At 67.2% G+C, this 11562-nt stretch carries 15 protein-coding genes; 5 read left to right on the top strand and 10 right to left on the bottom strand.

The features are described from left to right. The 7 genes from C492_RS11915 to C492_RS11885 all read right to left on the bottom strand — a co-directional run. Positions 1-301, bottom strand: a 301-nt coding sequence (locus C492_RS11915; protein WP_008423868.1) for an arsenate-mycothiol transferase ArsC, incomplete at its 3' end; no start/stop codon positions are given. 120 nt (positions 302-421) lie between these two features. Then, positions 422-856, bottom strand: coding sequence for a universal stress protein (locus C492_RS11910; RefSeq protein WP_008423865.1), 435 nt, complete (start codon positions 854-856; stop codon positions 422-424). Positions 857-1020: 164 nt separating this feature from the next. Next, positions 1021-1611, bottom strand: a complete 591-nt coding sequence (locus C492_RS11905) for a 50S ribosomal protein L15e (RefSeq protein ID WP_008423863.1) — start codon at positions 1609-1611, stop codon at positions 1021-1023. Positions 1612-1849: 238 nt separating this feature from the next. Beyond that, positions 1850-2044, bottom strand: coding sequence for a hypothetical protein (locus tag C492_RS11900; RefSeq protein ID WP_008423861.1), 195 nt, complete (start codon positions 2042-2044; stop codon positions 1850-1852). Between the two features lie 446 nt (positions 2045-2490). Then, the gene (locus C492_RS11895; protein ID WP_008423859.1) at positions 2491-3228 is read right to left on the bottom strand and encodes a sugar phosphate isomerase/epimerase family protein; all 738 of its coding nucleotides are present in this window, start codon (positions 3226-3228) and stop codon (positions 2491-2493) included. Positions 3229-3317: 89 nt separating this feature from the next. Further along, positions 3318-3854, bottom strand: coding sequence for a hypothetical protein (locus tag C492_RS11890; protein WP_049893029.1), 537 nt, complete (start codon positions 3852-3854; stop codon positions 3318-3320). A gap of 200 nt (positions 3855-4054) precedes the next feature. Beyond that, on the bottom strand, positions 4055-4957 hold the full coding sequence (locus tag C492_RS11885; protein ID WP_008423854.1) for a serine/threonine-protein kinase RIO2: 903 nt from the start codon (positions 4955-4957) through the stop codon (positions 4055-4057). A 177-nt stretch (positions 4958-5134) separates the two neighbouring features. On the opposite strand from C492_RS11885, the gene C492_RS11880 reads away from it, so the two are divergent. Beyond that, entirely contained in the window at positions 5135-5968 is an 834-nt protein-coding gene (locus C492_RS11880) for a lipoate--protein ligase family protein (RefSeq protein ID WP_049893034.1), read from the top strand. Between the two features lie 103 nt (positions 5969-6071). Here the strand turns inward: C492_RS11880 and C492_RS24640 are convergent, their stop codons facing one another. Next, positions 6072-6230, bottom strand: coding sequence for a hypothetical protein (locus tag C492_RS24640; protein WP_169333454.1), 159 nt, complete (start codon positions 6228-6230; stop codon positions 6072-6074). Positions 6231-6396: 166 nt separating this feature from the next. Here C492_RS24640 and C492_RS11870 point away from each other — a divergent pair, with 166 nt between their 5' ends. The 3 genes from C492_RS11870 (at position 6397) to C492_RS11860 (ending at position 9434) form a co-directional block, all read left to right on the top strand. Then, positions 6397-7269 carry a deoxyribonuclease IV gene (locus tag C492_RS11870; protein WP_008423849.1) on the top strand — a complete coding sequence of 291 codons (873 nt, stop codon included), beginning with the start codon at positions 6397-6399 and terminating at the stop codon, positions 7267-7269. 63 nt (positions 7270-7332) lie between these two features. Then, complete coding sequence (locus C492_RS11865) at positions 7333-8127, top strand: class I SAM-dependent methyltransferase (RefSeq protein WP_008423846.1); 795 nt, start codon at positions 7333-7335, stop codon at positions 8125-8127. Between the two features lie 110 nt (positions 8128-8237). Then, entirely contained in the window at positions 8238-9434 is a 1197-nt protein-coding gene (locus C492_RS11860) for an MFS transporter (protein WP_008423844.1), read from the top strand. Position 9435: 1 nt separating this feature from the next. Here the strand turns inward: C492_RS11860 and C492_RS11855 are convergent, their stop codons facing one another. Next, the gene (locus tag C492_RS11855) at positions 9436-10095 is read right to left on the bottom strand and encodes a DUF7095 family protein (RefSeq protein WP_008423842.1); all 660 of its coding nucleotides are present in this window, start codon (positions 10093-10095) and stop codon (positions 9436-9438) included. A 75-nt stretch (positions 10096-10170) separates the two neighbouring features. After that, positions 10171-10644, bottom strand: coding sequence for a DUF4442 domain-containing protein (locus C492_RS11850; RefSeq protein ID WP_008423841.1), 474 nt, complete (start codon positions 10642-10644; stop codon positions 10171-10173). Positions 10645-10798: 154 nt separating this feature from the next. Here C492_RS11850 and C492_RS11845 point away from each other — a divergent pair, with 154 nt between their 5' ends. After that, a complete protein-coding gene (locus C492_RS11845) occupies positions 10799-11518 on the top strand; it encodes an alpha/beta hydrolase (protein WP_008423839.1) in 720 nt (239 codons plus the stop codon). The last annotated feature ends 44 nt before the right edge of the window (positions 11519-11562 follow it).

Here is an 11562-nt window from a genome sequence, read left to right as displayed (position 1 = left end):
GAACGTCGGTGTCGGCGTCGAGCTCGAGGGTCGAACACCCCATCGTCGCGACGTAGTCGCAGGCCTCGAGCTCCCCTTCCGAAACCTCCCGGGGCGTCCGATCCGAGAGGTCGAACCCCTCTTCGGCCATCGCCTCGCGGACGACGTCGTGGATCGACTCCGCGGGGTGGGTGCCGCCCGAGACGATCTCGACCGCGTCCTCGAGTCCGCGAGCCTCGCGCTCGGCGTAGGCGGTCGCCATCTGGCTCCGTCCGGCGTTTTGCACGCACACCATCGCGACGCGGGTCGGGTCGGTTTCCATACGACCTCCTGCTCGAGGCGCAACCTAACGGTTCGTATGTTCGTCCCTGTGAGAGCTATAGACACCGATCCGGGTACGTACGGAAAGCAGGGTTCAGCGGCGAAACGCTGACTGCGGGCGTCACCGAACGATCGTCACCGGTACCGGAGAGCGCCTGGCGACGGCCTCGGCGACGCTACCTAACAGGATGCGGCTGGCGCCGGTTCGGCCGTGGCTTCCGATAACGATCTGATCGAAGTCGTTGTCCTCGGCGTAGTCGACGATCGACCGCGAGATCCCGCCGACGATCTTGTCGGTCTCGATCGTGGCGCCGAGTTCGCTAGCGTGGTCGGCCGCGTCCTCGAGGAAGTTCTCGGCTCGGGTCTCGTGGTGGTCCTGGATCTCGTCGTAGTTGGCCATCGCCCCGCCCTCGATTCCCGTCGTCGCGTAGAAGTCGCCCGGGTCGAGCACGTGCAGCGCCGTCACCGTCGCCTCGGGGTGTTCCTCGAGCGCGAACTCGAGGGCCTGGGTCGAGCGGTCCGAGTCGTCGATCGGAACGAGAATTCGCTTCGCCATACCCCGATATACGGTCTCGTTTCGGATAAGTATCCACCACGAACGCTCACGCGGGAGCGATTGGTCACGAGGAACGCGGGCGTGCCAGCGAACGCGTTTCGGCCGACGGAGCCGAGGCTACCGGCGCTGCGGGTCGAAAAATCGAGGTCGCGTTCGAACCGACGTTACTTCGCGCGGCCCCGGCCGCCCGTGTTAGACGGTCGGACCTTCTCGGCGCCCGTGCCGCGGTTGTTCAGGCCGCGGTTGTCCTTGCCGGCGTTCGTCAGCCCGCGGAACGCGCGGTTCGTGTGGACGTCGTCGCAGATCCAGTTGAGGTCGTCGTCGTTCTCGATCGCGGGGTGGTCCGGATCCACGAGGATCGCCTCGAACCACTTCTGCGAGCCGTCCTCGCCGACCCAGTAGCTGTTGAGCACCCGCAGGTTGGGGTACTTTCGAGAGACGCGCTCCTCGCCGATGCGCTGGATGTTCTTGCGTCGTCCGATGCGGTTGACGCCCTGGCGCTTGGTTCGTCGGCCCGCCTTGTGTCGCTGCTTGCGCGCCGTCCCCTTTCGAACGGAGACTCGCACGACGATGATGCCCTGCTTGGCCTTGTAGCCGAGCTCGCGGGCCTTGTCGAGGCGAGTGGGTCGATCGATTCGCTCGATCGCGCCCTGCTTGCGCCACTCCTGTTTGCGCTGCCACTGCAGTTCACCGAGCTTGCCGTCGTCGGGGTCTTTCCACGCGTCCTTGATGTGAGAGTAGAAGCTCTTTGCCATCGTGATCACTGCGGGCGTTTCCTGGTTCAACCCAGCGGGTCGACCCCGCGGATCACATCCCGACCTGTGGACATCACTGCCGAACAGGTGCCCGCCGGTGCCCGCGACCCAGCGAGTCGTCCCGATCTACCCAGCTCCCGAGTATAAACGCTTCGAACCGCGTCGACGGCGCGGACGCGTTCGGTTCGAATCCACGGCGGATCCGCGTTCGATCGTCGACCTCTCCTTTGCGAACCGGCTACGCCGGCTCGAGCAGCTCGTACTCCTGGGAGAGATCGTCCCAGAGCCGATCGACCGATCGCATCGACTCGAGCGACTCGACCCGATCCCGCAGCTGCTCGGCCTCGGCCTCCGAGGTCATCCCCTCGCTGACCGCCTCGTCGACGACGGTCTCGAGTACGTCCCGTTGATACTCGAGTGGTGTCTCGCTCATGCCAATTCGACACACACTACCGAGCCAGTTAGTTATGCGACCCACTATCACCGTTGCACTGTGACAATAGTTACCGGACACGACGGTCCATCGAAGCGGCCGCTCTCAGCAGGCTCGAGGACCGATCGAACTCCGGTCGGGCGCGGGTCTCGAGGCCGCCGGACGTTTTCGCTGTGCAACGTTCGGCTCCCCTTCCGAGGCGCTCGAGAGAAGGCCGCTCGAGGAGCTGCGGGGACCTCCGAGAACGCACCCAGGGACAGTTCGCAAAGATAAACTATTATAAACGTATTACGGGTTTACCGGCGACGGATCGGACGCCGCGTAACCCCTCCGGACTCGCCCGGCCTCGGCTTCGACGGCCGGCCTCTCGCACCGCGTGCGGACGCCGTTCCGACGGGGACGGTCCGGCCGAACGCGGGTGGCGAGGCCACGGCCGTACCGCGGGACTACAGCTTCCCGAGAACCGCGGCGCCGCGCTCGAGCGAGGCGGCGGGTTCGCGCGGGTCGTCGTGCTCGTAGACGAGCCACTCCGCGCCGGCGTCCGCGGCGGCCTCGGCGCAAGCGCGGACGTCGACGTCTCCCTCGCCGATCTCGGCGAACTCGGGGTCGCCGTCGACGCGCATATCTTTCAGGTGAACCGTCCGGATTCGGCCCTGAAGCCGGCGGAGACGCTCGACGGGGTCGTCGCCGGCGGCGAGCGCCCAGCCGACGTCGAGTTCGATCCCGATATCGGTCGCCTCGAGGAAGCGCTCGAAGGCCGACTCGCTCCCGAGGTCGGCGTACTCGTGGTCGTGGTTGTGGTAGGACAGCGCCCAGCCTTCGTCGGCGAGGTCGTCGGCCAGCGCCTCGATCCGCGTCGCCGTCTCCTCGACGGCCCCGGGCGACTCGAACCGGTCCGGACCGAGCCACGGGACGACGACGCCGTCGATTCCGAGGGGCGCGTAGGCCTCCCGGACGGCGGCGCGGTCGTCCTCGAGCGTTTCGATCCCGACGTGGGGCGGGACGACGCCGAGTCCGAGCGTTTCGAGCGCCTCGACGACGGCGTTCGGATCGTCGTGCAGCGGGGAGTACTCGCCGGCGAACTGGACGCCGTCGTACCCGGCGTCGGCGACGCGTTCGAGGACTCCGAGCGTGGAATCCTCGAGTTCGCGAACGCTGTAGAGGTTGATCGCGGTCTTCGGCATACTGTCTCACAGTCGCGGTCGGGATAATGAACTGTCGATTCGGGGACGGCTCCGTCGCCGACCGTCCGTCGAGCGGTGCGTCCTCGTGACTACTGATCGGAAGCGGGAACCCGACGGCGGATCATCTCCGGTGCGATACCGTTGACCGCCGCGAACACCGCGCCGAGGACCAGCCCGTAGACGAGGTGACCGATCGCGAACAGCAACGCCGCGAACAGCTCACCCGCCAGTCCCGGAACCGGCAGGTACGGGAGCGGAAACGCGCCGACCCCGGCTCGGGTCATCGCGACCGGAAAGATGAGCCCGCCGGCGACGAGCCCGAGCACCGTTCCGAAGACGATTCCCGCGAGGAGGTACTCTCGGAACGTGTTGACGACGTTCTGGATCGGCCGCAGCGAGATTACCGTCGCGAACGCCAGCCCGAACAGCACGCTGAGCAGCAGGTGGATCGCCCAGCCGGCGCCGACGTCCGCCGCCGGAATCGGCGCGAGCCCCCCGAGGAGCTCGATCTGATTCCCGCCGAGGGAGAGGATCAGCCCCATCGCGATGCCGCCGGCCAATCCACCGGTGAATCCGCCGCCCCAGCGACCGACGCCGTCGATTGTTTGGGTGGCATTGACTACCATACTAGAACTGCGAACTCCGACAAGATAAGTCTGCGGTAGTTCCTACGTAGCGACTGTCAGCATACCCGATACGACCGAAGTCGGTTCCGATCCGTTCCCTATATCGAGATAGAATGTACGATCGACGACCGTTCGTTCGGCGGCGTCTCGAACGCCCGCGATCCGTCGGTGCCGTGGGTAACACGAGGCGGCGTGTACCGTCACTCGCGGATCGATTCGAAGGAGCTGTCGGCGATCGACTCGGCCAGGTCGTCGCTCGAGAGGTCGTCGGGAACCCGTCGGGGGTACTTTCGTCGGAAGTAGCCGAGCAGGTTCTCGAGATCCCGCTCGAGGAACTCGTCGGCGTTGGCGTGGTCGGTCGGCACCGCCTGGGGCCAGTCGAACACCTTCACTCCCTCCTCGTTGACGAAGACGTTGTACTCGCTCATGTCGGCGTGGACGTACCCCGCCTCGTACGCGCCGGCGACTTCGCCGACGAGCAGATCGAGGACGCCCAGCACCTGGTCGGCTTCGAGTTTCGCCCGCGAGAGCTCGACCCCGTCCATCTTCTCCATTACGATCGCGTGACGGTTCTGATCGATCGGTCGGGGAACGGCGACGTCGGGGTACAGCTCCTCGAGAATGTCGTGTTCGCGCTCGGCCGCCTTGCGCGCGGTGTACATCCAGGAGACGTGCTCCTTGTCCGAGGTGTAGTCGCGCTCCTTGTGGACCTCCCGGAAGTTCGTGTACCCCTCGCGGTGGTACTTCAGTGCCAGGGGCTTGTAGGAGCGAACCTCGTAGACGTCACTTTCCTTGCCGACCCCCAGCGGCGAGCCGAACTCGCCGATCGTTTCCCGTTCGACGAGCGTCCGCAACGCGAGCGCATCGTACCCCTCGAACTGGAGGGTGTACCCCTCGTACTGGATCGTCTTCTTCTCGACGAGCCCGCGCTTGAGACAGCGCTCGAGGCGGTAATCGACCTCCTCTTCGGTCAGACTGGCGAACTTCGGGAGCTTCTCCCGCTGAACCCACTCCGAGAAGCGCATTCCCTGCTCCACGCCCGAGAGGAGATAGAAGTCCTCTGCCTCGAGCTCCGGCAGTAACTCGGCGACGTTCCGCACCATGTCCCGAAGCTACCCGTTCGGCACGTAAAAACGTCGTGACAACGGCTACGCGGGCCGATCCGTACGCGCCGTCGTCTCGACGGGGCACCGACACGGCCCGTCGGTAAATTGCCAGTGGCGATACGAAACGAACGCGTCGTCGGAATCGCTTTCCGCCTCGCCGTCCTGCGCTCGAGCATGACCGCGCTTGCCGACCGCGACTGGCGGCTCATCGCCGACGAGGCTCGCGAAGGGGCGACCCAGATGGCTCTCGAGGAGGTCGCCGGCCGAACCGCGATCGAGGACGACCTCCGGACCGTTCGCGTCTACTCGTGGGAGCCGAGCACGCTCTCGCTTGGCTACCGACAGGATCCCGACTCGGTCGACTGGACCTACTGCGAGCGAGCGGGGATCGACGTCACCCGCAGACAGACCGGGGGCGGGGGGATCTACCACGACCGGTACGCCGACATCTCCTACACGATCGTCGCGCCGGCCGACGAGGTACCCGGCGACCTGATGGACTGCTACGCGCTGTTTTGCGAGCCGATCCTCGAGGCGTTCGACCGTATGGGGATCGACGCCGACTTCGCGGGCGCCGAGCAGACGTCGATCTACTACCCCTCCTGTTACCTGCGGGATATCAATCCGGCTCACGACGTGGTCGCGCCTGCGAGCGCGGGAGCGGACGCGAAGAAACTCAGCGGCAACGCCCAGTACCGCCGACGGGACGTCGTGATCCAGCACGGGTCGCTGTCGTACGACCTCGAACCCGACCACCACGTCGACGTCTTCGACACCGACGTCACCGCCGACACGTTCGTCGATCGCGTGACTAGCATCCGCGAGCAGACCAGTCTCGACCGCGAGACCGCCGTCGAGACCGTCGCCGACTCCTTGCGGGAGTGGTGCGGGGCGACCGACGGGGAGTGGCGCGAGGACGAACTCGAGGCGGCCCGCGACCTCGCCGACCGGAAGTACGGCGCGGACGCCTGGGTTCGCGATCGGGAAGTCCTCGAGGACGGACGGTAGGACGCCAGTCCGTTCGCGAACGGAGCGCCGCAATTCCCGCTCTTTGGGCGGTGCGGACAAACGATGGGGCGAGTGGGGGACGGCTACGGACAGCAGACGCCCCTCACGGCCCGAACAGGAGGACGTAGAAAAACAGCGCGACAGCGGTACCGAGCGCGGCGTGCCCGGCGATACCCGCCGCCACGACGAGCCCGCCCGCGGCGCGGACGATCGGTCGGATCGGTGCTCCGAGGTGCCGTCGTTCGACGTCGGCGATCGTCATCGTGGTTCCCCTCGTGTCGGGGTTGGGAACGAACGGGTACAAAATATCGAGTTAATTCTCAGAACCTCGGAGTACGGCCCCGATCTATGGGGCCTCCGATCGAACTCCGAGGGGTCGGTCCGACGACTCCGAAGTACCTATCACCGGGCGATACCCACTCTCGGCCATGAAGGTCGGCGCACACGTCTCGATCTCCGGCTCGCGCGTCTCCTCCGACGACGAAACGCCCCCCTACGACGACGTCCGCAATGCGGTCCACCGCCAGCGCGCCTTCGGCGGTAACTGCGGGCAGATCTTCACGACCTCGCCGCAGGTCTGGGCCAAACCCGAGATCAGCGACGAGGCCGCGGCGGGCTTTCGCGAGGAGAGCGACGACCTGCTCGAGGGACCGTGGGTGATCCACTCCTCGTATCTCGTCAATCTCTGTACGCCCAAGGAGGACCTCCGCCGGAAGTCCAAAGAGAGCATGCAGGCCGAACTCGACGCCGCGGAGAAGCTGGGGATTCCGTACGTAAACGTCCACCTCGGCGCGCATACGGGCGCCGGCGTCGAAGGCGGGCTCGACAACGCTGCGAGCGTCATCGACGACCTCGAGGTTCCGGAAGACGTACAAATCCTCATCGAGTCCGACGCGGGTAGCGGCACCAAGCTCGGCGGGGAGTTCGCCCACCTCGCGGGGATCATCGACCGCACGGACGAGGAGATCGGCATCTGCATCGACACCGCCCACACCCTGGTCGCGGGCAACGACCTCACCACGCCCGAGGCCGTCGACGAGACCGTCTCCCGGTTCGACGACGAGGTCGGCCTCGAGCACCTCGAGTACGTCCACCTCAACGACTCGAAACACGACGTCGGCACCCACAAGGACGAACACGCCCTCATCGGCGAGGGCTACATCGGCGAGGACGGCATGCGCGCGATCGTCAACCACCCCGACCTGCGCGAACTGCCCTTTGCCCTCGAGACGCCGACCGAGGACGGGAAGGGCTTCGCCTGGAACATCGAGAAGACGCGGGAACTCCGAGACGACACGTAAACGCACGGTTCGACGCCGCTCGGAACCGACCCGCTTTTACTCCCGCTGGCACTACGAGGGGCCGTGCGCGAGTTCTCCGAAGACTACCTCGAGCGGACCCGCGAGGGGATGTGGGACGACTCCCGGCGAGCGCTCGAGCCCCTCGCGCTCGGCTCCCGCGAGCGCGTCCTCGACGTCGGCTGCGGCACCGGCGAACTGAGCCGCGTCCTCGCCGCGGAGTCGGCCGGCGAGGTCGTGGGCTGTGACGCCGACCCGGCGCTACTCGAGCGGGCCCGCGAGCACGTTCCGGTCGTCGCGGGCGACGCCCTCCGCTTGCCGTTTCCCGACGACGCCTTCGACCTCGTCGTCTGTCAGGCGCTGTTGATCAACCTGCCCGATCCCGAGGCGGCGATCCGGGAGTTCGCCCGCGTCTCGAGCGATCTCGTCGCTGCGGTCGAGCCCGACAACGGCGCCGTCGCCGTCGACTCGAGCGTCCCCTCGGAGGAGCGACTCGAGGATCGGGCCCGACGGGCCTATCTGGAAGGCGTCGGAACGGACGTCGCGCTCGGCGCCGACGCCTGCGACGCCTTCGACGAGGCGGGGCTCGAGGTGCTCGAGACGCGCCGCTACGATCACGAACGGACGATCGAACCGCCCTACGGCGACGCGGCGCTGACGATCGCCCAGCGGAAGGCGACGGGCGCCGGGCTGGCCGACGACCGGGAGACGATGCTCGAGGGCGAAATGAGCGGCGAGGAGTACGACGCCCTCCGCAGCGAGTGGCGATCGATGGGACGGGACGTGATCGAACAGATGGAGGACCGCTCCTATCGGCGCCGCGAGGAGATCCCGTTTTTCGTCACCGTCGGTCGGGCGTGATCGGCCCCGGGCTCGAGAGCCGGACGGGACTCCGTTGTGACGATCGCCGTCCGATAACAAGACTGAAGAGCGCGACCGAAAACCCGTAGACTGGGTGACGATCTCGGTTCGTGCGCTACCTTACGAACGCGAAACGCGCGGTCGCCGACCTCCGGAGCGGCGGACGCGGGAAGATCCTGCTCGCCGTCGCCTTCGGCTGGTTTCTGTCGATCAGCGTTCGGATGATCTACCCGGCGCTGCTGCCCCACATCCGTGGGGCGTACGACCTCACGCTCACGACCGCGGGATTGCTCCTGACGGTCCTCTGGATCGCGTACGCGGCGGGACAGCTCCCCGGCGGCATCCTCGCGGACTGGACCGGCGAGCGCCCGCTGTTGATCGCCAGCTCCCTCCTCGCGGCGACGATGCTCGCGCTCGTCGTCGTCGCGGAGTCGGCGATCGTGCTGTTCCTCGCGACGGCGCTGTTCGGCCTCGGAACCGCCCTGTACGGCGTCTCGAGGTTCACCATACTCGACAAGATCTACTCCGACCAGCTCGGCACGGCCACGGGCGCCACGATGGCCGCCGGCGACGTCGGGAACGCGGTGATGCCGCCGGCGGCCGGATCCCTCGCGGTCGCGGTCGGCTGGCAGTACGGGTTCGGGTTCGCCGTGCCGCTGTTCGTGCTCGCCGCGGTCGGGCTCTGGCGGACGCTCCCGAGGGGAGAGTCGGCGACGGGGCCGCTACGCGAGGCGCTCTCGCTCGAGGACGTCGTCCCGAGCCTCTCCCATCCGGCGGTGTTCCGGGGAACCGTGCTGCTCGTGTTGTGGGCCGTGATCATCCAGGCGTTCATGGGCTTTTACCCGACGTACCTGGTCGACGAAAAGGGCCTTTCCTCGCAGGCCTCGACCGCGCTGTTCGGCTTCTTCTTCGCGCTGGGGATCCTGATGAAGCCGATCGCGGGACGGGCCTACGACAGCGTCGGCGTCCGGATCCCGTTGCTGGCGCTCGTGAGTTCGGCCGGGCTGGCGCTCGTCGCGCTCCCGGTCGCCGGGGAGGCGTGGCTGTTCGTCCCGCTGACCGTTCTCGCGAGTACTCTCCTCGGATTCGAGACGATCGTAATCTCCGATCTCACCAGCCGACTGCCGGACGGAACCCGGGGGACGAGCCTGGGTGCCCTCCGCACGGTCTACCTCGCGCTCGGGGCGATGAGCCCGGTCGTCTTCGGGGCGATCGCCGACCGGGGGTACTTCGACGAGGCCTTCCTCGTCATCGGTGCCCTCGCCGGCGTCATCCTCCTCGTCGTGTTCGCCTCGATCGATTACTGAGTCAAACGACGTCGCCCCGCACCGTCGCCCCCTCCTGTTGCTCGCGCCAGGCGTGAACGTCCCGTGCGGCCTCGCTGGCCTCCGTCTCGTCCATCCCGAGCATCTCGAGGGCGGCCGACAGCGTCGGCAGGGCGAGGTCGCTCTCGCGGAGTTTGCGGAACGCCTCGTCGCTTTTCGTGCCGTCGACCCAGAGACACACCCCGCGGGGATCGAGCAGCCGGGTGTAATCCTCCCGGAGTTTCGCGCCGCGTAACCGCTGGGTGACGTTGTCCTCGAAGCCGGCGTTACAGACCTCGAGGTGGATCGGCTCGTCCTCGCCGAGCAGTTGGGCGGCCAGACACTTCTCGGGGGCGGCGTGGCCGTTCGCGTTCGCGCGCAGGTACTCGGGATACTCGGCCGCCCAGTCGGCCCGAACCGACTGGCCGACGCCCTCGATCCCGTACTCCTCGCCGACGTCCGTTCCGTCCGTCGACGACCCGTCGTCGCGCATCAACACGTCCTTCGTGAGGTAGACGTCGAGGCGCTCGACGGGGTCGAGCCCGAGCGCGACGTCGCCGAACGCCCAGATCTCCCGGACGGGGACGGGCGTGCGCTCGCGCTCGACGGTCTCGACCAGCGTCTCCAGCCGGTCGACCGCGTCCTCGCGGGAAAACTCGCTCATGACGGGGAGTCGGCCCTCGAGTCGCAAAACGGTTTCTCAGTCCCGACTCGGATCGCCGCGAGTCCGCCGCGGGCGTCAGGCCGCCTTCTCCCCGTCGGTCGTCACGTACACCGTATTGCGAACCGTCGCGTGGACGGTCCCCTCGCCGTCGACGAGGTCGACGGTGTAGTGGCGGTCGACGGACTCCGTCCCCTCGGTCGCCAGGTCGGCCTCGATCGCCGCGATCTCCTCGTCGGTGATCGTACACCTGGCGTACAGCGTCTCTCGGCCCGGCTTCTTGAACCGGATCTCCGCTTCCTTATCCCAGACGACGTACTCGTCGCCGAGGTTCTTCAGCAGCATCATCATGTAAAACGGGTCGACCGCGGCGTACATACTCCCCCCGAAGGTCGTCCCGACGTAGTTCTTCGTGCGCCAGGAAAGCGGGAGCTTCACGCGGACTTCCGTCCAGTCCTGCGCGATGTACGTGACGCGGCCTCCCGTACGACGGTAGGCCGGAAACAGATTGAATCCGAGGCGGTAGAGCCGCGAGCGAAACGCGTCGAGCATACGCCCACTCGAGGACGCCGCGTGAAAGCCGTTAGCAAACGCATGGCCCGTGTCCGACGGTTGTCGACGGCGAGTCGGAGCGATCGCCGGCCCGCTGGCGGGCGGGTCGTGTCAAGAGCGCAGATTTTTACCCGTACCCGGCGAAGGGAAGCGTATGCGACACCGCGTCTTCAACGAGGACGGCGGCGAGGAACTCGTCTTCGTCATGGGCTGGGGCAACCGCTGGACCCACGAGAACGTCAGCTGGCTGATCGGGAAGCTGACCGACGCCGGCTACCGGGTCCACGCCTTCGAGCTCCCGACGAACATCGACGACTTCAAAGCCGACTGGCTCGAGCCCATCGCGGAGTACGTCCGCGACCTGGAGGAGTACCAGCTGCTCGGCCACAGCGCGGGCGCGCTCGTCGGCCAGGCGTTAGACGGCGCGGACAACCACGTCTACCTGAGCCCGTTCTGGGGGTACGGCGAGCGCTACTCCGAACCGTTGCTCGAGGCCGCCTCGCGGGTGCCGACGACGTTTCCCTGTCTCCCCGCAGGCGAGATGGATCGAGACGCCCTCGGCCAGGAGGCGACCGACCACCAGCTCGCGACGACCCCGAAGTGGGTGTCGCCGGCGTTCGTCCGCGAGACGCGCCACGCCCAGGCGGAGCTGCTGACGATCGACCACGACGCCGTCGTCTTCTGCTCGCTGGCCGATCCCGTCATCAGCCTCCGACCGATCGGCCACCGGGTGCCCGCCGAGCACGTCGTGTTGTACGACGGCGGCCACGAACTGTTCTCCTCGCCGGGCCGCGAACGGTACGTCGACCTGCTGCTCGAGGCGCTCGCCGAGGGCGCCGCGGCGGTCGAAGCCCGGGAGACGGTCCCGGCCTGACGTCTCGGACGGCACGGAGGCGAAACCGACATACGCGCGCGTCG

This window comes from Natronococcus jeotgali DSM 18795, assembly GCF_000337695.1.
Taxonomy (GTDB): domain Archaea; phylum Halobacteriota; class Halobacteria; order Halobacteriales; family Natrialbaceae; genus Natronococcus; species Natronococcus jeotgali.
Note: the sequence above shows the minus strand (reverse complement) of the source record. Positions and strands in the feature narration are given on the sequence as shown.